Here is a 23,915-nt window from a genome sequence, read left to right as displayed (position 1 = left end):
CAGCAGCCACAGTGGCCACTTGATTGGTTGGGTCCACTCGTCGAGGATGGCGAGCATGGCAAAGGTCCTCGTCTCACAGGTGGATGCCGTCTGGTTGGCCGAACGGCTGCATGACTGGCCCGACGGCAGCGGCCCGATGTACCAACGGCTCGCGCAGGCCATCGAACGGCTCGTGCAGGCGGGTGAGGTGCAGGGCGGCGCCCGACTCCCCGCCGAGCGGCTGCTGTCGACGGAGCTGAAGGTGTCGCGCACCACCGTCGCCGGCGCCTACGAGCTGCTCGCCGACCGTCGCCTGGTGACGCGCCGCCACGGCTCGGGCACCTACGTCGAGAGCGTCCGTACCGAGACGCCGCCGCCACGCGAGTCCGTCCTGATGCGCAGCCTCGAACGCAACGAGATCTTCGACGGGCTGCTCGACCCGCCACGTGAGCTGCTCGACATGCGGTCCGCGGTGATCCACGACTCCCCCGGCCTGCCCCAACGTGCGCTGGACGCCGTCGGTGCGGACGTGGCTCGAGCGGCCAGCCTCCAGGGCTACGTGCCCGCCGGGCTGCCGGCCCTGCGGGCGGCCATCGCCGCCCGGTATACCGCCCTCGGCCTGCCGACCGAACCGGGTGAGGTGCTGGTCACCTCCGGTGCGCAGCAGGCCCTGGCCCTGATCGCCATGCTGCACGTGCGCCCCGACGACGAGGTCGTGACCGAGGCGCTGACCCACACCGGTGCCATCGACCTGTTCGTCGCCTCCGGCGCCCGCCTCCGGACCGTGCCCGTGGGCCAGCAGGGCGCCGACGTGGATGCGATCGAACGGGTACTGACCGAGCGTCCGCGGCTGCTGTACCTGATCCCGTCCATCCACAACCCGCTCGGCAGCGTCATGCCGGCGCGCGAGCGGCGGCGGCTGGCGTCGCTGCTCGACGAACACCCCGACCTGGTCGTCATCGCTGACGACACGCTGGCTGACACCTACCGGGACCGGCGCCCGCCGCCCCCGCTGGGCAGCTACCCCGGCGCCCACCGCGTGCTCCACACCGGTTCGTTGTCCAAGCTGATCTGGGGTGGCCTGCGGGTCGGCTGGGTGCGTGGTCCGGTGCCCGAGATCCGCAGGCTCGCCCGGCTCAAGGCCCTCACCGACCTGGGGTCGAGCATCCCCTCGCAGCTGCTGGCCATCCGCCTGATGGAGGAGGGTGAGGACTTCGCCGACGACCGACGGGCGATGATCGCCCAGCGCGGCCGAACCCTGGAGCGGGCGTTGGCCCACCGGTTGCCGTCGTGGACCTTCGACACGCCCGAGGGTGGCCTGTGCCTGTGGATCCGCCTGCCCGGCGGCTCGGCGAGGGAGCTCACCATGCGGGCCGCTCGCCACGGAGTGGCCCTTGCTGCCGGCAGCATCCAGTCACCGCAGGGCCACTTCTCCGACCACCTGCGGATTCCCTACAGCCACTCCGAGCTGGTGCTCACCCGCGCGGTGGACCGCCTGGCCGACGCCTGGGAGCAGCACGCCGACCCCTCCCCCATCTGCGAGCTCGAGGACCTTCGCGTCGTCGTGTGACCGTCCCGACGATCCAGGGCATCAGCCCGGGAACGTGCCGGCGCGCCCGAGGAGCGCCGGCGTGCGGTCCGCCCCGAGGGCCTCGGCGATCCAGCTGGCCGGCTCGACGAGATCCGGGACCGCGAGGCCGACGTCGAGCCCGGAACGGCCGAGCAGGTAGACGAGGTCCTCGGTCGCGATGTTGCCCGTCGCTGCAGGGGCGAACGGGCAGCCACCGAACCCGCCCGCGCTCGCGTCGATGGCGACGACCCCGGCCTCCACGGCAGCCCACGCGTTGGCGTAGCCGGTGTTGCGCGTGTTGTGGAGGTGGACCCGCACGGGGACGTCGGTGACGTCGCGGACGGCGCCCACCAGGCGATGGACGTCGGCGGGAACGCCCACGCCGATGGTGTCGGCCAACGCGATCTCGTCCGGGCCAGCAGGCAGGACGGCCTCGACGACGCGGAGGACCTGGTCGGTGGTGACCTCGCCCTCGAACGGGCAGCCGAAGGCCGCGGCGACGGTCACGGTGGACGACACACCGGCCTGTCCCGCCCGGTCCACCATGCGTGCCGTCGCGTCGAGCACGGCGTCGAGGCCGGCCCCCTGGTTGCGCTGGTTGAAGGTCTCGGTCGTCACGGCCACGAGGTTGACCTCGTCCACCCCCGCGTCGACGGCCCGTTCCAGGCCCCGCTCGTTGAGGACCAGGCCGATGTGGCTGACGGTCCGGCCGTCGGGGCCCTCCCGGGGCACTGCCGCCATGACCTCCTCTGCTCCCGCCATCTGCGGGACCCGCTCGGGATGGACGAAGCTGACGGTCTCGATCCGACGGTGACCGGCCGCGACCAGCCGTGACACGAACGCCACGCGTGTGGCGGGGTCCAGCACGGTCGCCTCGTTCTGCAGGCCGTCTCGCGGCCCGACTTCCACGACATGGAGTTCAGGCATCGCCAAGATTGTATGCACTCGGTCAAGCCAGCAGGCGCCTGATATGCGACTAGGGGTTGACAAGCGTGCCGGCGACCCCTTGCGTGTATGCAAGATGGATGTCGTCGACCAGATACGCGCCTTGATCGTCCAGCGGGTCTACGGGCCGGGTGACCGGCTGGGGGAGGTCGAGCTGGCCGACCGCCTCGGGGTGTCCCGCACGCCGGTCCGGGAAGCGCTGCAGCGCCTCGCCGCCGACGGCCTGGTGGAGATCGTCCCCCGACGAGGTGCCCGTGTCGTCGAGCTGACGACCGACGAGCTGGAGCACATCTTCGAGCTCCGCGCCCGGGTCGAGGGGATGGCGGCACGCCGGGCCGCCGACAGCATCACCGACGACGAACTCGACCACCTCGAGGCACTCGCCGAGCAGATCGCCCTGTTCGCGCTGCCGGGACCGTCGCAGGACCTCGACACCGTCTACGAGCTCAACGCCCGGTTCCACGAGGGCCTCGCAGCGGCCAGCCGCTCCTCGACCGTGGCCGCCACGATCGACGGCCTGTTCCACACCGTGGCGGTGCTGCGCACGCTCAGCGGATTCGACGCCGACGCCGTCCGCCGTTCGGTCGCCCACCACCTGGAGATCGTGGCCGCCCTGCGGGCCCGGGACGGCGCGTGGGCGGAGAGCGTCATGCGCAGCCACCTCTACAACGCCCGCGCCTCGGTCCTCGGACCGCGGACGACCACCCCCATCCCCGACCGGAGCCGCACCACCCCATGACCACCGATGTGCCCACCGACCGCACCCCGATGCCGCTGGAGGACCTGCGGGTCATCGAGCTCGGACAGCTGCTGGCCGGCCCGTTCTGCGGACAGCTCCTCGGCGACTTCGGCGCGGACGTCATCAAGGTCGAGGACCCCGGACGCGGTGACCCGATGCGCCAGTGGGGGCGGGAGAAGCCACACGGCAAGTCGCTGTGGTGGCCCGTGGTCGCACGCAACAAGCGGTCGGTGACGTGTGACCTGCGGACCGAAGCCGGTCAGGACCTGGTCCGCAAGCTGGTGGCCGACGCGGACATCCTGATCGAGAACTTCCGCCCCGGCACGCTCGAACGCTGGGGGCAGGCCCCCGAGGACCTCTGGGCCATCAACCCGCGACTCATCGTGACCCGGGTGACGGGGTTCGGCCAGACCGGTCCCTACGCCCCCCGACCGGGGTACGGATCGATCGGCGAGGCCATGGGCGGGATCAGGCACGTCATCGGCGACCCCGACAAGCCACCGGCCCGAGCTGGCATCTCCCTCGGGGACTCCCTCGCGGCCACCTTCGCGTGCCTCGGCACGCTCGTGGCGCTGCACCACCGGCACACGACGGGCCGCGGGCAGGTGGTCGACTCCGCGATCTACGAGGCCGTGCTGGCCCTGATGGAGTCGTTGCTGCCCGAGTGGGAGGTCGCCGGCTACCAGCGAGAACGAACCGGCTCGGTGCTGCCCAACGTGGCTCCGTCCAACGCCTACCCGACCAAGGACGGCGAGATGGTCCTGGTGGCCGCCAACCAGGACACCGTCTTCACCCGGCTCGCCAAGGTGATGGACCAGCCCGAGCTGGCGACTGACGACCGCTTCGCCACCCACTCCGCCCGCGGCGCCAACGCGGCACTCCTGGACGACATGATCGCGGCGTGGACGTCGACGATCGACGCCGACGACCTGCTCCATGCCCTGGCCGAGGGCGCCGTCCCCGCGGGCCGGATCTTCCGCGCCAAGGACATGTTGGCCGACCCCCACTTCGCCGCCCGCGAGGCGATCGTCCGCATCGCCCACCCCGAGTTCGGCGAGGTGCCCATGCAGAACGTGGCCCCCCGCCTGACGGCATCGCCCGGGCGGGTCCGCCGCACCGGACCGGACCTCGGTGAACACACCGACGAGGTCCTCCGCGAGGTCGCAGGCCTCGACGACGCTGCCATCGAGGCGCTCCGATCCGACGGCGTGATCTGACCGACCGAACCGCCACACCCGAAGAGCACACCAACCGCGTGACGACGCAGGAGGGCAAGGGACATGACCTACAGGCTCGGAGTCGACGTCGGAGGCACCTTCACCGACGTCCTGCTGATCGACACCGACACCGGCGGGACGTGGCGGGTCAAGACCGCCTCCACGCCGGCTGACCAGTCCATCGGCGTCCTGCACGGCATCCGCCGGGTGTGCGACGACGCCGGGATCGCGATGGCCGACATCGGCGAGGTGCTGCACGGGACGACCGTTGCCACCAACGCGATCCTCGAGCAGAAGGGCGCCAGGGTCGGCTTGGTCACGACGAAGGGCTTCGAGCAGGTCCTGCAGATCGCCCGCTCGTTCGTCCCCGGCGGGCTCGCCGGCTGGATCATCTGGCCCAAACCCGAACCGTTGGCGTCGCTGGAGCACACGGTCGGTGCGGTCGAACGCGTCGCCTCGGACGGGACCGTCGTCACCCGGCTCGACGAGGAGGCCATCCGCGCCGACCTGTACCGGTTGAAGGACGCCGGCATCGAGGCGTTGTCGGTGTCGTTGATCAACTCCTTCGCCAACACCGACCACGAGAAGACGATCGGGGCCATCGCGACCGAGGTCCTCGGCAACGACATCGGTGTGTCCCTGTCCTCCAGCGTGCTGCCCGAGCTCCGCGAGTACGAGCGCACCGTGACCACCGTCGCCAACGGCTATGTGCAGCCGCAGGTCTCCCGCTACATCAGCAACCTGCAGGCAGAGCTCCGGGACGGGGGCATCACCGGCGACCTGAAGATTCTCCGCTCCGACGGCGGGCTGGCATCCGCCGACGCCGCCACGGCCTCGCCCGTCAACATGCTGCTGAGCGGACCGGCCGGCGGCGTCGCGGGAGCGGCATGGGTGGCCCAGCAGGTCGGGCACAGCGACTTCCTGACCTTCGACATGGGTGGGACCTCCACGGATGTGGCCCTGGTCCAGGACGGTGTGCCCCGCATCGGTCGACAGACCCGCGTCGGCGACCTCGACGTCCGGGCCGCCTCGGTCGACGTCCGCACCGTGGGGGCCGGCGGCGGCTCGATCGCCCACGTCCCCCAGCTGACCCGTGCGCTGCGGGTGGGTCCGCAGTCCGCTGGTGCCGCGCCCGGGCCGGCCGCCTACGGCCAGGGCGGCACCGAGCCGACGGTCACCGACGCCAACCTCGTCCTCGGTTACCTGCCCTCCTCGCTAGCAGGGGGTGAGATCGCGTTGGACATCGACGCCGCTCGGACAGCCGTCGGGACGATCGCCGACGCCACGGACCTGGGGAGCGTCGAGGCCGCGGCCTCGGGCATCATCGACATCGTCAACGAGAACATGTTCGGGGCCCTGCGGCTGGTCAGCGTCCAGCAGGGTTTCGACCCGAGGGACTTCGCGCTCGTGGCCTTCGGAGGCGCAGGTCCCCTTCACGCCAACGCGCTCGGGCGCCTCCTGGGGTCGTGGCCGGTCATCATCCCCCCCTCCCCCGGCGTCCTGTGTGCCTACGGGGACGCCACCACGTCGCTGCGCGACGAGAGCGCCAGGACGTGGATCCGCCAGCTTCCCGACACCTCCGACCCCGAGATCGCCACGGCGTTCGACGAGCTCGCTGCCGCTGCGCGGACGACGCTGCGGGCCGAGGGCATCGACGACGGCGACATGGTCGTGGAGTTCGCCGCCGACGTCCGCTACCACGGGCAGGGATTCGAGATCCCGATCCCCGTCGACCGCGAGGCCTTCGACGGGGAGGGGGCGGGGCTGGCTGCGATCGCCTCGGCGTTCGACGCCGAACACGACCGGCTCTTCGGCTTCCTGCTCGACACCACGGCCCACGAGGTGGTGACGCTGCGGGCAACCGCGAGCGGGCCACGACCGAACGTCACCCCTGACACCGTCGATGAGGGCGAATCGGTCGCCGACGCCACCGTCGGCCGCCACCGGATCTGGGTCGACGGTGCCCATCACGAGGCGGTCGTCATCGACCGGTCGTTGCTGGGTGCCGGTGCGGTCGTCGACGGCCCCGCGGTCATCACGGAGATGGACTCCACCACGCTCGTGCTGCCCGGGCACATCGCCACGGTGCACCCCTCCGGTTCCCTGCTCATCACCCCCACCGAGGAGGCCTGATCATGGCCACGATCATCGAGACCAACACCGACCCCGTGGACCGGGTCGACGTCGACGTCATCACCCTCGACCTGGTCGAGAACGCCCTGCGCAACGCCCGCTACGAGATGGACGAGGTGCTGTTCCGCACGGCGCTGTCCCCCGGCATCCGTGAACAGCACGACGAGTTCCCCCTCATCGGTGACCCCGAGGGGAAGATGGTGGTCGGGCAGTTCGGGCTGTCCATCCCCGACTTCCTGGACAACTACGACGGGACGATCGAGGAGGGTGATGTCCTCCTGACCTCTGATCCGTACGCCTGCGGTGCCGCGATCTCCCATGCCAACGACTGGCTGGTCGTCATGCCGATCTTCCATTCGGGGCGGGTGGTCGGATGGGCGAGCATGTTCGGGCACATGTCCGACGTGGGCGGGAAGACGCCCGCGTCGATGCCGACGGACGCGAAGACCATCTACGAGGAGGGCGTGATCATCCCGCCCTTCAAGCTGTACAAGAAGGGCGAGCTCGCCGACGAGGCGCTGGAGGTCATCCTCCGCCAGGTCCGCAAACCCGACTGGAACCGGGCCGACCTCAACGGCATCGTGGCGGCCTGCCGCACCGCCGGACGTCGGATCACCGAGCTGTGTGACCGCTTCGGGGTCGAGACCTACCTGTCGGCGCTCGATGCGCTGCTGCAGCGCAACCACGACGCGATGAAGGCGCTCCTCGGCATGGTGTTCGCCGACGGCGAGACCATCGACTTCACCGACTACATCTGCGACGACGGGGTCGGCTTCGGTCCCTACGAGCTGAAGCTGTCGCTGACCCGCAACGGCGACCGGGTGACGCTGGACTTCACGGGTTCCTCCCCCCAGGCCGCCGGCCCGATCAACTACTACATCAACGAGAACCTGATCCGGATGTTCTTCGGGATCTACATGATCACCGTGGCTGACCCCCAGATCCTCTGGAACGACGGCTTCTATCCGTTGATCGATGTGGTCATCCCCGAGGACAGCTTCTGGAAGCCACGGTTCCCCGCAGCGCTCAGCGGCCGCAACCACGGCATCGGCCGCGTCTTCGACCTGCTCGGGGGCCTGCTGGGCAAGACCAACCCCGACCTGATGAACGCAGCTGGCTTCTCCTCCTCCCCGCACTTCATGTACTCGGGCACGTACTCGGAGGGAGAACGCAAGGGCGAGTGGTTCCAGCTGTACTCCATCGGGTTCGGTGGGATCCCCGGCCGTCCCATGGGCGACGGCCCGGACGGCCACAGCCTGTGGCCATCGTTCACCAACATCCCGTGTGAGTACCTCGAGTCGTACTACCCGCTGCGGATCGAGACGTGGACGACGGTGACCGACACCGGCGGCGCCGGACTGCATCGCGGCGGCAACGGCGTCGAAGTGGCCTACCGGTTCCTCTCCGACGGCGAGATCGCCATCCACGACGACCGCTGGCTGACCTATCCGTGGGGGGTCATCGGTGGCGAGCCGGGGGCACGCGGCACCAAGTGGATCGAACGGCTGGACGGGACCACCGAGGTCCTCCCGTCGAAGTGCCACGACGTTCCCGTCCGGGCCGGCGAGCTGCTGCACTTCGTCACCTGGGGTGGTGGCGGCTGGGGCGACCCGCTGGAGCGTGACCCGTCGCTGGTCGGGCTGGAGGTGCGGCGGCGCCTGGTGAGCGTGGACGGTGCCCGGCGGTACGGCGTCGTCTGCGACGAGGACGGTGTCGTCGACGACGCGGCGACGACCGCTTTGCGGGAGGAGCTGCGCCGCTCCCGACCCGACGAGCGTCCGGTGATCAACGCCGGCCCGCCGCTGGAGGAGATCCTGGCCCGCTGCGAGGAGGAGACGGGCCTGCCGGCACCGAAGCCACCGATGGCCCGGTTGTGAGCCCACCCGGTGGCCCCGACGGCCCGGGGCATTCCAGCGGGCACGACCGGTCGGGGTGGGGTGGGGCGCTCCAGCCCGGTCGCCGCCCGGCGCTGCTGCTGATCGACATGGTTCGTGCCTACTTCGACGTCGGCGGCGCCTTCGAGCTCCCCTCGACCGATGCGCTCGAGGCGGCCGCCCGGTTGCTCGACGCTGCCCGGTCCTCGGGCGTGCCCGTCGTCCACACGTGCGTCCGCTACGCCGCCGACGGGGTCGACGGGGGTGTGTTCTTCCGCAAGGTCGCAGGCCTTCAAGTGTTCGCCGCCGACGCGAACGATGGCCCCGACGGACCGGGCGCGATCCGGCCCGAAGTCGCACCGGTCGACGGCGAGGTCGTGGTGGTCAAGCAGATGCCGAGCGCCTTCTTCGGCACGTCGCTTGCCGGCACGCTGACCGCGATGGGCATCGACACCGTGGTCGTCGGCGGGGTGTCCACATCCGGGTGCGTGCGGGCATCCGTCGTCGACGCCATGTCCCACGGGTTCGTTCCCCTGGTCGTCGCAGACGCCTGCGGCGACCGATCCGACCGTGTGCACGATGGCAACCTCGAGGACCTCGCGGCCAAGTACGCGGAGGTCGTCGAGCTGTCGGCCGCGCTCGCCTACCTCGAGTCCGTCCGGCGCTGACCCACGACGGCCGCCAGGACCGTCGCGCCGACGGTGATCCATCGGGACAGCCGCACCGACCGGGGGATGTCGGTCGGCGTGGGGGGCGGCCCGTCACCGAGCGGGCCGCGTCGTTCGGCGCGCCCCTCGTAGGACAGCGGACCACCCAGGGTCAGGCCGAGCGCCCCCGCCGCCGCAGCCTCCACCGGGCCGGCGTTGGGCGAGGGATGCCGTCGGCCGTCACGTCGCACGACCGCAACCACCCGGCAGGGCGAGCCGCCCACCACCGGCGCGACCAGCGCGGTGACCGCGGCGGTGACCCGCGACGGCAGCAGGTTGGCGAGGTCGTCCAGCCGGGCCGACGCCGTGCCGAAGCGCTCGTACCTGGGGCTGTGGTGCCCGACCATCGCATCCAGCGTGTTGATCGCCCGGTACCCAACCACCCCGGGCGTGCCCAGCAGCGCCCCCCACACGAGCGGGCCCACGACGGAGTCCGCGGTGTTCTCCGCCAGGGACTCCACGACCGCGCGGGCGACCCCGTCGACATCCAGCGTCGACGGGTCCCGGCCGACCAGCCAGGGCAGCCAGCCGCGGGCACTGTTCAGGTCGCCGTCCTCCAGCAGGGACCCGATCCGCTCCCCCACCTCCCGCAGCTGACGCCCACCGACCGACGACCAGACGACAACGGCCAACAACGCACCCCGCCCACCCCGACGGGACCCGAGGCCACGGTCGACCACCACGGCACCGACCACCGGCAACCCGACGGCGATCGCGGTGAACACCGCGCCCGCACCGACCCGGTCCGCCCACAGCCGACGCTCGAGCCATCCCGCCGCACGCCCGTAGCCGGCGACCGGATGCCAGCGCTGGGGGTCGCCGAGCAGCTCGTCGGCCACGACCCCGGCGACCAGGCCGGCCGCCAGCCACCCTCGACGGGACGGCACGCTCAGATCTTGAGGACGAGCGGCTTGTCGACCACGGTGAACGACGCGGGAGTGGTCCCGAGGACCTCGCCGTCGGCCTCGACCAGCATCGGTTCCTCGGGCGCCACGGATGCCGTCGAGGACTGCCACTCGGCGATCCGCGGGTTCGGCAGGTGCTCGCCCTGGAACAGCTTCGGCGTCAACGTGAACACCTGCGCCTTGCCGCCCGTGAACGCCAGGACGTTGAACAGCCCGTCGTCGGGCAGCGCCCGTGGCGCGACCTTCATGCCGCCCCCGAAGAACTGGCCGTTGGCCACGACCAGCTCGACCATGCCGATGTTGGCGGTCGTCTTCTCCAGGACCAGCGCCACCTGCTGGGGGTTGGCGGCCCGCACGGCGGCCAGCGCGGAGATCAGGTAGCGGACGCGCCCGACGAAGCGGGGCAGCTTCGCGGCACGACGGACCACATCGGCGCCCCAGCCGACCTCGGCGATGTTGACGAAGAAGCAGCTCTCCTCGCGACCATCCTTGACGTAGGTGACGTGCCCGACGTCAAGCGGCATCGTGGCCGTGCCCGTCAGGTGACGACGGACGAGGCGCTCGACCGGCCGGTCCAGCCCGAACGTGCGGGCGAAGTCGCCGCCGGATCCGGCACGGACGACGGCCAGCACGATGTCGGCGGCGATCGGCTGCCCGTCGGCGTCCAGCAGGCCGTTGACGACCTCGTGGACGGTTCCGTCGCCACCGACTGCCGCGATGTAGCGGCCCCCACCCTCGACGATGCTGCGGGCCAGCTCGGTGGCGTGGCCGGGGCCCGTCGTCAGGTGGACCTCGTGGTCCAGCTCGTGCTCGTCCAGCAGACGGCGCAGCTCGGGCATGGTCTTGCGGACCGCGCCGCTTCCCGAGGTCGGGTTGGCGATCAGGTGCAGGGTGCCGAAGGGGTGGCTCATCGCCGTCGGATGGTACTCGTGCCGATCAGGTTTCCCCGAAGCCGGCCATGGGCGTACCGTTTCTGGTCACGTGACCCATCGAACTGTCCAAGACGCTGGCCCGACGGCCACCGCCACGCCCAACCGTCCCTTGCTGGACCGGCTGCACAGCGGCACCCCGCTTCTCGGCGACGGTGCCACCGGCACGATGCTGCACCTTCGCGCCGACCTGCCCAGCGACGCGTGCTTCGAAGCGCTCGTGCTGACCGCTCCCGACGTGGTCCTCGGCCTGCACCGCGACTACGTGGCCGCCGGCGTCGACGTGCTGTCCACCAACACCTTCGCGGCCAACGCCGTCCAGCTGCGCCGCCACGGCCACGCCGACGACGTCGAGGCGATCAACCGGGCAGCGGTCGACCTGGCCCGGACCGCGATCGGGGACGCCGACGTGCTGCTGGCCGGGACGGTGGGCCCACTCGGCGTGCCCATGGCCCCCTACGGCCGCATGTCGGCGGAGGAGGCGAAGGGCTTCTTCGTCCAGCAGATGCGGGCCCTCGAGGGCGTCGACGTCATCGCGCTGGAGACCTTCGGTGACCACGGTGAGCTGCTGACCGCCCTCGCCGCAGCCCGCGAGGTCCACCCCGACGTCCCCGTCATCGCCCACGCCACGTTCGCCCGTGACGACCGCACGGTCCTGGGAGTCCTGCCCGGCCGGGTCGCCGCCGAGCTGCACGCGGCCGGCGCCGACGTGATCGGCGTGAACTGCTCGGGCGGACCCGCGCAGATCCAGCGGTTGATCGAGGCCATGCGCCGGTCGGTCCCCGACGCCCGCCTGTCGGCCTACCCCAACGCCGGATTCGCCGAGCAGGTCGGCGGCCGTGTCCTGTATCCCGCGACCCCGCAGTACTTCGCCCAGGCGACCGAACGGCTGCGGGCCGTCGGCGTGCAGCTGGTCGGGGGCTGCTGCGGCACCACCCCCGAGCACATCGCCGCGATGCGGACCGTCCTGGACGACCCGACGCCCCCGGCGCCCATCGCCATCGCCGCGCCCACCGCCGCGCCGACCAGCGACGCGCCGACACTCGAACCAACCGAGCTCGGCTACCGCCTGGCCCAGCGTCAGTTCACGGTGACCGTCGAGCTGAGCCCGCCCCGGGGCCACGACACCGCCCGTCTGCTGCGTGCGGCCGAGCTGCTCCGCGACGCCGGTGCCCACCTGATCGACGTCGCCGACAGCCCGGCGGCCCGCATGCGGATGAGCCCGTGGGCCGCTGCGCAGGTCCTGCAGTCACAGGTGGGCCTGGAGACGATCCTGCACTTCCCCACCCGGGGGCGGAACCTCCTGCGGGTCCAGGGCGACCTGCTGGCCGCCCATGCGCTGGGGCTGCGCAACCTGTTCGTGACCATGGGCGACCCCACCCGGATCGGGGACTTCCCCGAGGCGATGGATGCCTTCGACATCGCCCCGTCGGCGCTGATCGGGACCATCGCCGGACGCATGAACGTCGGTGAGGACCTGGGCGGCAACGACATCGGCCGGCCCACGGGGTTCACCGTCGGCTGCGCGCTGAACATGTTCGCCGACGACCTCGACCACGAGCTGGACGTCCTCGAGCGGAAGATGGAGGCCGGTGCGCACTTCGCGCTGGGCCAGGCGGTGTTCGAACCCTCCCGGATCAGCCGCTTCCTCGAGGCATACGAGGCCCGCCACGGCCGGCCGTTCGACCTGCCGGTCCTCATGGGCATCATGCCGCTGTTCGGCACACGACAGGCCCGGTTCCTCCACGAGGAGGTCCCCGGGATCGTCATCCCCAAGGCCATCTTCGAGCGGCTCGATGCGGCCGGGGACCGTGCCCCCGACGAGGGTGTGGCCATCGCAGAGGAGCTCGTCGAGGCCGTCCGTCCGCTCGTTGCCGGCGCCTACGTCATCCCGGCGCTCGGCAAGTACGAGCTGGCCGCTCGAGTGGTCGCGTCGGCCACCCGCTGACGGCCCCCCCGCGGGCGGGGTCAGTCGTCCATGTCCGACCCGTCGGGCTCGTGCTCGATCCGTTCGATGCCCTCGATGCCGACCTGGGAGACGCTGGACAGGTTGGCGACGATCCGGCTGATGTAGCGGTACAGGAGGACCCGCGGCACGACCGCGGACGCAGGGTCGTCGGAGTGGCTGGCAGCCCGGATCAGGTCGTCGAGCTCGTGCCGGATGTCGGCAGCACGGGCAGCGAAGGGATCGAGGGCGGTCTCGTCCTGCTCCAGCAGGATGCGGCCGGCTTCGGCGAACATCCCCGACACCTCGGCGCGCAGGTCCAGCGCGATGTCGGGTTCCTCCAACCGCAGCCCGTCCTCGGCGAGGTCGAAGATGTTCTTGTTCTGGTCCCCGACCCGCTCGAGCTTCTTGACCAGCAGCAGGTAGGTCATCACCAGCCCCACGTCCGTGCCGCCCTGGACGGCCACGTGCACCACGAGGGCCCGTCGGACCTGCTCCTCCATGGCGTTGATCCGGCGGTCGGTCTCGCGGACGTCGACCCCCTGCTGGTGCACGTCGTCACCCGCGGTCAACGCGGCCATGGCCACGTCGAAGCTGTGGCGACAGTCGCCCAGCATCGTCGTCACCATGCGTTCCACCGACTCCATGCCGGTGTCGCCACCTCTCAGGAACTTGAAGACCATGTGCGCTCCCTATCTCAACAGCGCCACGCCGACGGCGGGCACGACGATGAACAATCCGACCACGTAGAACAGCACGGCTTGTCGGTTGGTTGCTGCGGTCTCCGCCATTCGCTCGGCCAGGCGGAGCGGAATCCGCCGGAGGGCGGGGACCGGATACAGCAGCAGGATGCCGGCCAGGTTGAACAGCGTGTGGACCAACGCCACGGTCAGCGCTTCCGGTCGGTCCGTGGCCAGGGACGCCAGCAGCGCCGTGACCGTGGTGCCCACGTTGGCGCCGAGCGTTACCGGATAGGTGCTGGCCAGCGACAGCACCCCCGATGCCGCGAGCGGGATGAGGATCGACGTGGTGATCGAGGATGACTGCACCGCGATCGTGATGATGACGCCGATGCCCATGGCGGCCAGGCCAGCGCCCCGGCCGAGCACGTCGTTGATGGACCGCTCGACCCGGTCGGCCACCAGGGTCTTCATGTTCTTGGTGATCAACGCCAGGCAGACGAAGATGGCGCCCAGGCCGACCGCGAGGAGGATCAGGCCGAGGACCGTCCCGGACGCGCCGAGGGCGCCCACCCCGTCCTCGACCCACCCCGCGGGTGCCTTGACCGCCGACTTCACGGGGCTGTCGAAGGTGACCCCCGCCGACCCGACGAACACCTCGCCGAGCGCTTCGGCGCCCCGACGGAGGATCCCGGTGGCCAGCTCGAGCGGCAGCAGCAGCGCCACGGCCAGCACGTTGAAGAAGTCGTGGACCGTGGCGGCCGCGAACGCGGGCTTGAACTCGTGGGGTCGCCGCAGGTGGCCGAGGGACGCCAACGTGTTGGTGACCGTCGTCCCGATGTTGGCCCCCATGATCATCGGCACGGCGTCGCCCACGCCCAGCAGCCCGCTGCCGACCAGTCCGACGATCGTGGACGTCGTCACCGACGAGGACTGCGCAAGCACGGTCGCGAGCACACCGACGAGCAGGCCGGCCAACGGGTTGTCGACGCTGGCGAACAGCTCTTCCTGCAGGTCGGGGCCGAGGGCCTTGATCCCGCCCTCGAGCAGGCTGACGCCGACCAGGAATCCGTAGAGCAGGCCCACCACCACGGACAGGCGCAGCGGGGCCGGGAGTGACGTCGTGCGGCTCATGTCCGCAAGACCTTACCCGCCGCGTGAACGGAGGGTTAACGACCCGGTGGCGTCGAAACGGGGGTCAGTAGGCGACGACGCCGCGGACCAGTAGGTCGTTGGCCTCTCGGGCCGTCGCGCGCAGCGGCCCGTCGCTGGAATCCCTGATCTGGCGGACCAGGTCCGCGACCATCTTCGTGGCACGGACGAAGTCGCCGGGCGTCATGTCGGTGGTCCCGAGGGCGCGGTCCAGGTCGGCACCGCGTGCCCAGCGGTACACCACCTCCATGAAGGTGGCGTCGAGGTCTCGCGTGGCGGGCAGCGCGGCCATCGTCTCGAGGTCGACGATCCGCTGGAGGTGTCGTTCGGCCGCGTCGACGGCGTCGTGCAGTCGGGTGGTCGGGATGTGTACCGGCGGGCCGTCGTCGCGACGGGCCTCGAAGGTGAAGACGCTGGCCATCGCCGCAAGCTCCGCAGCGTTGAGGCCGTCGAAGACACCCCAGCGCAGGCACTCGGCCAGCACCAGGTCGGTCTCGGCGTACAGGCCCGCCAGGCGCATGCCCTCCTCGGTCGGCGCAGGGGTCTCGTCGAGGTACCCGAGGCCGGTCAGCAGGTCGATGATGGACGTGAAGGCGGTGACCAGCGACTGGGTGCGATGGCGCATCGTCCGCTCGAGCCGGTCGCTCTTGCCCTTCAGCTCGTCGTAGCGGCGAGCCCACACCTCGATCTCGTGCAGGTTCGGGTCGTCGTGGACCGGGTGCTCCCGCAGGCGTGCTCGGAGGTCGCTGACCTGTTCGGTCAGGTGCTGGTCGACCGGGATGTCCTCGAGGCGCCCCGAGCCCTTGGGGTCGACGTCGAACAGCAGGCGCTGGACGGCCTTGCGGTAGGCCGGTTGGCGGGGACCGCCCTTGTTCGGCAGCCGCACGAAGCCGACTGGTTCCGGGGGGCGGTCGAACTCGCGGGGACCGACGCGGGTCTGGCGACGATCCTCGGTGACGACCGTGGCAAGCGGCGTGCCGGACTTGGCGCTGGTGGTGGTGACGACGGCGGCCAGCATGGTCTGGCCCCGACGTCCCCCGGGCACCTGGATGACGTCGCCGGGCCTGAGGGTCTCGATGGCCTCCTCGACGGCTGCTGTCCGGCGAGCACGGCGGGTCTTCGCCCCGTCGGCCTCGATCCGCGAGAGCTCGCGGCGGATCGACCAGTACTCCTCGAAGTCACCGTGGTCGGAGTGCAGGTGCGCGGCGTAGCCCTCCAGCGCCCGCTGGTTCTTCGCGATCTCGTCGGCTCGGCCGGTGGACTGCCCGTCGGCCTGGTACTGCGCGAAGGACTGTCCGAGCAGCTCGATGGCGTCCTCGACGCCCTGACGGCGGAGCAGGTTGACGGCCATGTTGTAGGAGGGGGCGAAACGGCTGACCAGCCGCTCGGTACGACGGCCCACCAGGCCAGCGACCACCTCGAACTCCACGTCGCGCTGGTACGACACGACGGCGTGGCCGACGGTGTCCTTGCCCCGGCGACCGGCCCGGCCCGTCAGCTGGGTGAACTGGCCGGGGGTCAGCAGCTCGTGCCGCTTGCCGTTCCACTTCTCGAGCCGTTCGATCACCACGGTGCGGGCCGGCATGTTGATGCCGAGCGCCAGCGTCTCGGTGGCGAAGACCATCTTGACCAAGCCGGCGGAGAACAGCTCCTCCACCGTCTCCTTGAAGACCGGGACCATGCCGGCGTGGTGGGCAGCCACGCCCCGCTCGAGGCTGTGCAGCCACGCGCCGTAGCCGAGCATCGTCAGGTCGGCGGTGGGCAGGATGTCGGTCCGGCGGCGGACGATCTCGCGGATGCGTTCCCGCTCCTCCACGGTGGTCAGCTGCACCCCGGAGGACACCACCTGTTCCACGGCGTCGTCGCAGGCGGCACGGCTGAAGATGAAGGTGATCGCCGGCAGCCACTTGCGCTGCGCGAGCATGCGGGTGATGTCGGCGCGGGAGGGATAACGCAGGCGGATGCCGCCCCCGACACGGTTGCCCTTGCGCGTGACCCGGTTGCGCTGCCCGGCCTTCCGCTCGAGCATCAGCACCTCGGGGTTGGGCCGCCCGCCACGGGCCTGGACGGCCTTTTCCTTGTCGGCGTCGGATGCCTTCTTGCCACCGGCGCCGCGGGCCCCGGACCGGAACACCGGGTAGAGCTTGTCGTTGACGGCGTAGTGGTGCTCCAGCGGAACGGGCCGCAGCTCGGAGACGATCACGTCACAGCCATGGCGGACATCGGCCAGCCAGGCGCCGAACTCCTCGGCGTTGCTGACGGTGGCGGACAGGGCGGCGATGGTCACCTGCAGCGGCAGCTGGATGATGACCTCCTCCCACACCGCACCGCGGTCGCGGTCGGCAAGGTAGTGCACCTCGTCCAGCACCACGGCGTCGAGGCCGTGGAGGGTGCTGGACTGCTCGTAGAGCATGTTGCGCAGCACCTCGGTGGTCATCACGACGAGCGGCGCCTCGCCGTTGATGACGTTGTCCCCGGTCAGCAGCCCGACGTTCTCCTCACCGTGCAGGGCGCGGAGGTCGTGGAACTTCTGGTTGGACAGGGCCTTGATCGGCGTGGTGTAGAAGGCCTTGCGGCCGCGCTTCAGGGCGTGCCACAGCGCGAACTCACCGACGAGGGTCTTGCCTGCACCGGTGGGCGCAGCGACCAGGACCGACCGGCCCTCGGACAGGGCGATGATGCCCTTCCGCTGGAAGTGGTCGAGGGGGAAGTCCAGCCCGGCCGCGAACCGTTCGAGGGGTTCGTTGGTCAGCAGCGGCTGGTCTTCGGGGGTGTCGGCGGCGGCGTCGCTCACGTCGCGGCGTCGACCTCCGGGTCGACATCGGCGCCACGTCCACGCTCGACGAACTTGGCGAAGACGATGCAGATCTCGTAGAAGAGCGCCAGCGGCAGGGCCATGACGATCATCGTAGCCGGGTCCTGCGAGGGGGTGATGACGGCGGCGGCCACGAAGGCGCCGAAGAAGGCGTGCCGGCGGTACTCCTTGAGCCAGGCGTGGCTGACGACCCCCATCAGCACGAGGATGGCGACCAGCAGCGGGTACTCGAAGGAGACGCCGAACCCGATCATCGTGCGGATCAGGAAGCTGATGTAGCGGTCGGCGTCCATGAGGCTGATCAGGTTCGACCCCCCGAAGCTGAGGAGGAACTCCAGCCCCTTGGGGATCACGAAGTAGCTGAACGCCGCGCCGAGCAGGAACAGGAACTGGCTGAGGAAGAAGAACGGGGCGGCGTACTTCTTCTCCTGCGCCTTCAGCCCGGGGACGATGAACGCCCACAGCTGGTAGAAGACGACCGGGCCACCGAAGGTGATGGCGATCACCGATGCGGCCTTCAGGCGAACCTTGAACGCCCCGAGGACGTCGGAGAAGACCAGCCGGCAGGACTCGTCGTCGAAGATCGCGCTGGACACCCGCAGGCTCGGGTCCAACGAGCAGTACGGCTTGATGAGGATGTCGAAGACGAACTCGTTGAGGAGGAACCCGACGATGAACGTCAGCATCAGGGCCAGGGCGGCCTTGAACAGGCGCGACCGCAGCTCCTCCAGGTGCTCCCAGAGGGTCATCTCCTCGCCCTCGTAGTCCTCGGCGGAGGGCATGGGCGGGTCAGCAGTCGCGGTCACGAGCAGTCGAACCGGGGGCGGCTGGCGTCAGCCGGCGCTCCCGTGATCAGGCGTCGTTGGAGTCGACGGACTCGCTGCGGGACTCGGCCCTGGCTTCTTCCTGGGCCTCGATCTCGGCCTCGGACATGCCCTTGCGGAAGTTCGTGATGGTCTTGCCGACCGAGCTGCCGAGCTCCGGGAGCTTCTTGGCGCCGAAGAGCACGATGACCAGGACGGCGAGGACGATGATTTCAGTGGGGCCGAGATTCATGGGAGGTCCTTGAGGGTGGGCGTTGCCTTGGGCGTCACAGGGTGACCACAACGTCAGTCGAGTGTACGACGGTCACAACGACCCGTCGCCGTACGCGTGACGTGAACCGTCACGTTCACCCAGAGTTCGCTGGACACCCCATCGGTTCCTGCTGCCCGAACAGCCAACGACGCCCGCGGCGAGTGCCGGGGCGTCGTGTGGGAACCGTTGCGTGTCAGGCTGCGTCGATGAGCAGTCGCTCGAACCAGGACTCGTCCTGCAGCACCTGGTGGAAGTCCAGCAGGTCGTCGTGGGTGATGCGGGGGTGGTCGAAGCGTTCGCTGAGCTTCACGCGAACGGGTTCGTCCTCGACCGGCAGGGCGGGGACGCCGCCGCTGACCAGCAGGCGGACGACACGCTCGTCGGCCGGCTTGCGGACCTGGGCGGTGCAGCGAGGGCACTCGAATCCGTAGAAGGAGCCTTCGGTACGGTCCTGGTCAACGCGCAGCTCGATGTCGTCGGGGGTAAGCGCAACTTCACCGCAGGTGGGGCACGTGGCCTTGATCGTCGTCATGAGGTCTCGAGTCCTTCGAGTCAGGGGTTCCATCCGTCCGAGGCCCGTCGGTGGCTTCTCGCACACTCCCTGCATCGGCGGAGCATCACCGAACCTTGAGCGTCCGACGCCGTCCGAAGGCCCAAACCATCACATTGGAGGGGTCAACCCTGGCCGTAGTTGACTAGTACGTCCTCGACGCGGGCCCTGACGACGTCCCGCAGTGCATCCGGGGTGACCACCGTCGCGTTCGCGCCGAGGCGGACCAGCAGGCTTGCCGCCCATTCAAGGGTCGCGGCGCGGAAGGTCAGCCGCAGTCGGCCGTCGGCCAGCTGTTCGCGATCCGACAGCACGACGTGGTCGGTGATCCACGCCGACTCGGGGCCGACGTCGATGACCACGACGGGGTCGGCGTCGGTCGGTTCGTAGACCGGCGGCCGCGGGGGCTCGTCCGGCGGATCGGGGGCGCGTTCGTCGCTGACCACGAGGTCGCGGATCCGGTCGAGCCGGAACGCCCGGGCGTCCTCGGCCATCCGGCAGTACCCCTGCAGGTACCAGGCGCCGCCGGTGCTGCGCAGCGCCCACGGTTCGACCTCGCGGACCGTCGTCTCCTCCTTGGACGCCGACCGGTAGGTGATCCTGACCACCCGCTGGTCGGCGACCGCAGGCATGAGCCGACGCAGCAGGTCCGACCCGCCTGCGTCGATGTCGAGCACAACGGGCAGGCCGGCCGGTCCGCCGAGGTGGTCGGTCAGCTTGTCGATCGCCGACTCCAGCGGACCGTGTCCCTCGGCCAGGATCCCGCTGTCGCGTGTAGCGCGCGCGGCCATGAGGAGGGCAAGGCCCTCCCGGACCGACAGGGCCAGCGGCCGGGCGAAGAACTCGGCCATCCGCACGGCCACGCGGTCCCCGCTGATCGACACCTCGATGAGGTCACCGCCCCCGTAGCCCGGCAGCCCGCAGTAGCCGAGCACGTCGAGGTCGTCGAGCACGTCACCGGGCGCCACGTCGAACCGCTCGGCGACCTCCTCGACGTGGACCCCGGGGTGGTCCAGCAGCCAGGGCACCATGACCAGCAAGCGCTGGAGGCGGGCAAGCGTGGGATTCATCCGCGCAGCCCCTGCAGGTGATCGACGACACGCGCACGGAGGTCGGGCGGCGAGACGACCTCGATGGCGGGGCCCTGGTCGAGGACCCACGACACGAAGCTGTCGGGGTCGGTCACGCGGATGGTGAACCGGCGCCAGCCGGTCCGCGGGGCAGGCTCGCCGGCGCCACGGGCACGCCGGGCGACCGTCCAGGCGATCTCGGCATCGGCCAGCACGACGGCGTCCACCGGGTCGAGGTCGGCACCGGGCACGACCTCCCTCGGGTCGGGGACCTCGTCGGGGATGACGAACGCGCCCGCCTCACCGGTCAGCCGCACGGTTCCCTCGATGCGGTCCAGCCGGAAGGTCCGCAGGGCCTGCCGGTCCAGGTCGTGGCCCCGCAGGTACCAGCGACCGCGGTGGTGCAGCAGCGCATGGGGCTCGACCCTGCGCGTGGTGGAGTCCTCGCCCATGTCAGCCGGGCGGCGGTAGGCGAACCGGACGCGGCGCCGGTCGAGGAGGGCGTCGGTCAGGGTGCCGCGGTTCGGTGCGTCCAGCCCGAGCTCCAGCGGCAGGCGACCGATCCCCCGCGGCGTGCCCGGCAGGTCGGCGCCGACCGCAAGCTTGTCCAGGCCGGGTGCGGCCTCGTCCCCCAGTCCGGTCAGCTGCACGGCCAGCGCCAGCGCGGTCAGCTCGGCGGGGTCGAAGGTGATGTCGGGGAGGTCGTAGTCGGCCGGGTCGATCCGGTACCCGAGCGTCTCGTCGAACCGGTCGACCCGTTCGGTCCGCAGCGGCACGCCCAGGTCGCGGAGGTCGGCCTTGTCGCGCTCGAACATCCGTCGCCACGCGTCGGTCCGGTTTCCCTCGTAGCCGGCGACCCGTTCGTTGATGGCGTCGACCGTCAACGGACGCCTCGTCTCGCGCAGCGCGATGACGAGGTTGATCAGCCGTTCGAGTCGATCCACCACCGGGCGGTCAGGCTAGCGGCCGTCGGGCGGGAACGCGGTGTGCCCTTCCCCCGGCTGTGCAGCGAGTGCCCAGCCGGACCGTCGGCCAAACCATGCGAACGGACGGTGACGGCTGCGGAGATCACCACAGGACCGTGCGAGACTGTGCCCGAGTCCATCGTCGTCCACAGGCCATCGGCATGTCCGAAACTTCTCCCTCATCCGACCGCGCCCTGCAGCTCACCAAGGGCGGCGTCCTCATCCTCCTGCGCACCGGCGGCCTGTTCGCCGGCCTGCTCGTGGGTTTCCTGATCCTCGGATGGGTGGCGTCGATGCTGCTCGCCCCCGCCGGTGAGGGCCTGGCCAACAGCGTCGGCTTCGGCGTGCAGGTCCCCCAGGAAGTCGAGCTCGCGGGCCTGGACCAGACCTCGACGGTGTACGCCGCCGACGGCAGCGTCATCGCGGTGCTGCACGACGAGGTGGACAGGACGATCGTCACCCTCGACGAGATCCCCCCGCACGTGCAGAACGCCGTGCTGGCGGCGGAGGACCGACGCTTCTACGAGCACGACGGGTTCGACGTCGAGGGCTTCGGCCGAGCGCTGCTGGAGAACCTGCGCACCCGTGACGTCTCCCAGGGTGGCTCGACGATCACCCAGCAGCTCGCCAAGTCCGAGGTCGGCGACGACATCTCCCTGCAGCGCAAGCTCACCGAGGTCGCCTTCGCCATGGCGCTCGAACGCGAGCTGACCAAGGAGGAGATCCTGGAGCGCTACCTCAACCAGGTCTACTTCGGCGGCGGCGCCTACGGCATCGCGGCCGCGGCCGAGGAGTACTTCGCCAAGACCGTCGGTGAGCTGACCGCCGGTGAGGCTGCGACCCTGGCCGGGCAGATCCGCTCCCCCGGGGCGACCGACCCGCGGCGCTTCCCCGACATCGCGCTCCGCCGTCGTGACGCGACGTTGCGGGCCATGGTGCAGGAGGGCTGGCTGCCGCCCGAACAGCTCGAGTCCGAGCTGAACGTCCCTCTGCAGATCGCCCCGCGCATCATCGAGCAGCCGTCGGATCCCTTCATCGCCGAGGCGGTGAAGCAGGAGTTCTACACCCTGGAGGAGTTCGGGGACTCGCGCCTGGAGCGCAACGAGGTGCTGCTCAACGGCGGGTTGAACGTCTACACCTCCTTCGACCCGCGGCTGCAGCGGATCGCCGAGGAGGTCGTGCTGTCGTACTTCCCCGACCCGACCCCCACCGCGGCCCTGTCCAGCGTCGACCCCCGCACGGGCCAGATCCGGGCGATCTTCGGCGGCAGCGACTTCGACCGCGAGCAGTACAACTTCGCCACACAGGGCCGTCGGCAGCCCGGCTCCGGCTGGAAGCCGCTGGTCATGGCCACCGCGTTGGAGATCGGCTTCTCCCCCTCCATGACCCTGCCCGGTGCCAGTCCGACCCGGTTCGAGACCGGTGACGAATGGGAGGACCGCGGCGTCAAGAACTTCGGCAACGCCAGCTACGGGCCGATCACCATGCGGCGGGCGCTGGTCAGCTCCGTCAACACCGCCTTCGCCCAGCTCATGCTGATCGTCGGTCCCGAGAACGTCGTCAACCTGGCCAACCAGCTGGGCATCGACACCAACGCGGCGCTGCGTGACCCCGTCACCGGCCAGGTCATCATCAACCCGTCCATCGCGCTCGGCGGTCTGACGAACGGTGTGACGACGCTGGAGATGGCCGGCGCGTTCGCCGCGTTCGCCAACGCGGGGGCCTGGATCGAGCCGAGCCTCATCGACCGCGTCGAGGACCAGCAGGGCAACGTGCTCTACGCCCGCCCGACGGTCCCGACCCAGATCTTCGACCCGGTCGTCAACGAGATCATGGTCGACACCATGCAGCAGGTCGTCTGCTGCGGGACCGCCGGCCGGGCCAACATCGCCAACCTCGGTTGGCGCGCCGGTGGCAAGACCGGTACCTCCCAGTCCAACGCCGACGCGTGGTTCACCGGGTACACGCCGGTGCTGTCCACCTCGGTCTGGGTCGGTCATCCGGAGGGCCGGATCGCGATGTCCGGCGTGTCCTCGGGACGTCAGCCCTCCCAGATCTGGCACGACTTCATGGTTCAGGCCCTCGAGGGTGTCGAACCCATCGAGTTCCCGACCGAACCGCCCGGTGGGTACGAACGCGAGGTCCAGGAGGGCGACGTCGAGGTCCCCGACGTGCGGACCCTCCAGGAGTTCGACGCCTACCGCGAGCTCGCCGACGTCGGCCTGTCCGCGCGGACCACCGAGGTCGACAGCGAACGTCCGGCCGGGCAGGTCGTCTGGCAGCAGCCACGCGGTGGCAGCGTGGTCCCTGCGGGCGAGCAGATCACCATCGGCATCTCCACCGGGTCGGTTCCCCCTCCACCACCCCCGGCCACCCCGACCGACCAGCCGACAGCCGTCCCCGAGCCGGAACCCGAGCCGCCGACCGGCCCGACGGACAACCCGAACCCGCAGGAGCCCCTCCCGGGACCCCCGGACAATCCCCAGGGGCGTCCGACGACGGATCCGGCCCCGCCACCTCCGCCGCCCCCCGCGCCGCCACCCGCGCCTGCGCCACCACCCCCGGAGCCGGCCCCCGAACCCGAGCCTGCTCCGCCGCCGGAGGAAGAGGAACCGCCTCCGCCACCGGACCCCGCGGTCGGGCGGCCCGGCGGCGGCTAGGCC

19 protein-coding genes are annotated in these 23,915 nt (G+C 70.6%); 8 read left to right on the top strand and 11 right to left on the bottom strand.

The window, feature by feature from the left end:
• The first annotated feature begins 55 nt into the window (after positions 1-55).
• Positions 56-1,549: an aminotransferase-like domain-containing protein gene (locus DVS28_RS12805; RefSeq protein WP_164710465.1), complete on the top strand. Its 1,494-nt coding sequence runs from the start codon at positions 56-58 to the stop codon at positions 1,547-1,549.
• A gap of 21 nt (positions 1,550-1,570) precedes the next feature.
• Here DVS28_RS12805 and DVS28_RS12800 read toward each other — a convergent pair whose 3' ends face one another.
• A complete protein-coding gene (locus DVS28_RS12800; protein WP_114591791.1) occupies positions 1,571-2,476 on the bottom strand; it encodes a hydroxymethylglutaryl-CoA lyase in 906 nt (301 codons plus the stop codon).
• 94 nt (positions 2,477-2,570) lie between these two features.
• Here DVS28_RS12800 and DVS28_RS29970 point away from each other — a divergent pair, with 94 nt between their 5' ends.
• The 5 genes from DVS28_RS29970 (at position 2,571) to DVS28_RS12775 (ending at position 9,125) form a co-directional block, all read left to right on the top strand.
• Positions 2,571-3,233 carry a GntR family transcriptional regulator gene (locus DVS28_RS29970; RefSeq protein WP_114591790.1) on the top strand — a complete coding sequence of 221 codons (663 nt, stop codon included), beginning with the start codon at positions 2,571-2,573 and terminating at the stop codon, positions 3,231-3,233.
• On the top strand, positions 3,230-4,450 hold the full coding sequence (locus DVS28_RS12790; RefSeq protein ID WP_114591789.1) for a CaiB/BaiF CoA transferase family protein: 1,221 nt from the start codon (positions 3,230-3,232) through the stop codon (positions 4,448-4,450). Before DVS28_RS29970 ends, DVS28_RS12790 begins: the two co-directional genes overlap by 4 nt.
• A gap of 63 nt (positions 4,451-4,513) precedes the next feature.
• A complete protein-coding gene (locus DVS28_RS12785; protein WP_114591788.1) occupies positions 4,514-6,583 on the top strand; it encodes a hydantoinase/oxoprolinase family protein in 2,070 nt (689 codons plus the stop codon).
• Positions 6,584-6,585: 2 nt separating this feature from the next.
• On the top strand, positions 6,586-8,460 hold the full coding sequence (locus tag DVS28_RS12780) for a hydantoinase B/oxoprolinase family protein (protein WP_114591787.1): 1,875 nt from the start codon (positions 6,586-6,588) through the stop codon (positions 8,458-8,460).
• Positions 8,457-9,125: an isochorismatase family protein gene (locus DVS28_RS12775; protein ID WP_216826002.1), complete on the top strand. Its 669-nt coding sequence runs from the start codon at positions 8,457-8,459 to the stop codon at positions 9,123-9,125. The genes DVS28_RS12780 and DVS28_RS12775 overlap by 4 nt, the downstream gene beginning before the upstream one ends.
• Here the strand turns inward: DVS28_RS12775 and DVS28_RS12770 are convergent.
• Positions 9,101-10,051, bottom strand: a complete 951-nt coding sequence (locus DVS28_RS12770; RefSeq protein ID WP_114591786.1) for a cobalamin biosynthesis protein — start codon at positions 10,049-10,051, stop codon at positions 9,101-9,103. The genes DVS28_RS12775 and DVS28_RS12770 overlap by 25 nt on opposite strands.
• 2 nt (positions 10,052-10,053) lie before the next feature.
• Positions 10,054-10,980 (bottom strand): diacylglycerol/lipid kinase family protein, encoded by a 927-nt coding sequence (locus DVS28_RS12765; RefSeq protein WP_114594158.1) that lies wholly within the window; start codon positions 10,978-10,980, stop codon positions 10,054-10,056.
• Positions 10,981-11,050: 70 nt separating this feature from the next.
• Here DVS28_RS12765 and DVS28_RS12760 point away from each other — a divergent pair, with 70 nt between their 5' ends.
• Positions 11,051-12,946 (top strand): bifunctional homocysteine S-methyltransferase/methylenetetrahydrofolate reductase, encoded by a 1,896-nt coding sequence (locus tag DVS28_RS12760; RefSeq protein ID WP_164710464.1) that lies wholly within the window; start codon positions 11,051-11,053, stop codon positions 12,944-12,946.
• A gap of 20 nt (positions 12,947-12,966) precedes the next feature.
• On the opposite strand, the gene DVS28_RS12755 is transcribed toward DVS28_RS12760, so the two are convergent.
• The 8 genes from DVS28_RS12755 to DVS28_RS12720 all read right to left on the bottom strand — a co-directional run bounded on the left by DVS28_RS12755 (position 12,967) and on the right by DVS28_RS12720 (position 21,234).
• The gene (locus DVS28_RS12755) at positions 12,967-13,626 is read right to left on the bottom strand and encodes a PhoU domain-containing protein (protein ID WP_114591784.1); all 660 of its coding nucleotides are present in this window, start codon (positions 13,624-13,626) and stop codon (positions 12,967-12,969) included.
• Between the two features lie 9 nt (positions 13,627-13,635).
• Positions 13,636-14,757, bottom strand: coding sequence for a Na/Pi symporter (locus tag DVS28_RS12750; RefSeq protein WP_114591783.1), 1,122 nt, complete (start codon positions 14,755-14,757; stop codon positions 13,636-13,638).
• Between the two features lie 64 nt (positions 14,758-14,821).
• Positions 14,822-17,569 (bottom strand): DEAD/DEAH box helicase, encoded by a 2,748-nt coding sequence (locus DVS28_RS12745; RefSeq protein WP_164710463.1) that lies wholly within the window; start codon positions 17,567-17,569, stop codon positions 14,822-14,824.
• Entirely contained in the window at positions 17,566-18,372 is an 807-nt protein-coding gene (gene tatC / locus DVS28_RS12740; RefSeq protein WP_114591781.1) for a twin-arginine translocase subunit TatC, read from the bottom strand. The genes DVS28_RS12745 and tatC overlap by 4 nt, the downstream gene beginning before the upstream one ends.
• A 70-nt stretch (positions 18,373-18,442) precedes the next feature.
• Entirely contained in the window at positions 18,443-18,646 is a 204-nt protein-coding gene (tatA, locus tag DVS28_RS12735; RefSeq protein ID WP_114591780.1) for a twin-arginine translocase TatA/TatE family subunit, read from the bottom strand.
• 214 nt (positions 18,647-18,860) lie between these two features.
• Entirely contained in the window at positions 18,861-19,199 is a 339-nt protein-coding gene (locus tag DVS28_RS12730; protein WP_114591779.1) for a hypothetical protein, read from the bottom strand.
• 143 nt (positions 19,200-19,342) lie between these two features.
• Positions 19,343-20,287, bottom strand: a complete 945-nt coding sequence (locus DVS28_RS12725) for a helix-turn-helix transcriptional regulator (RefSeq protein WP_114591778.1) — start codon at positions 20,285-20,287, stop codon at positions 19,343-19,345.
• Positions 20,284-21,234 carry a helix-turn-helix transcriptional regulator gene (locus tag DVS28_RS12720; RefSeq protein WP_114591777.1) on the bottom strand — a complete coding sequence of 317 codons (951 nt, stop codon included), beginning with the start codon at positions 21,232-21,234 and terminating at the stop codon, positions 20,284-20,286. Before DVS28_RS12720 ends, DVS28_RS12725 begins: the two co-directional genes overlap by 4 nt.
• A gap of 179 nt (positions 21,235-21,413) precedes the next feature.
• Between DVS28_RS12720 and DVS28_RS12715 the strand changes: the two genes are divergently transcribed.
• Positions 21,414-23,912, top strand: a complete 2,499-nt coding sequence (locus DVS28_RS12715) for a transglycosylase domain-containing protein (RefSeq protein ID WP_164710461.1) — start codon at positions 21,414-21,416, stop codon at positions 23,910-23,912.
• Positions 23,913-23,915: the final 3 nt, after the last annotated feature.

The organism is Euzebya pacifica (assembly GCF_003344865.1).
GTDB classification, from domain to species: Bacteria; Actinomycetota; Nitriliruptoria; order Euzebyales; family Euzebyaceae; genus Euzebya; species Euzebya pacifica.
Note: the sequence above shows the minus strand (reverse complement) of the source record. Positions and strands in the feature narration are given on the sequence as shown.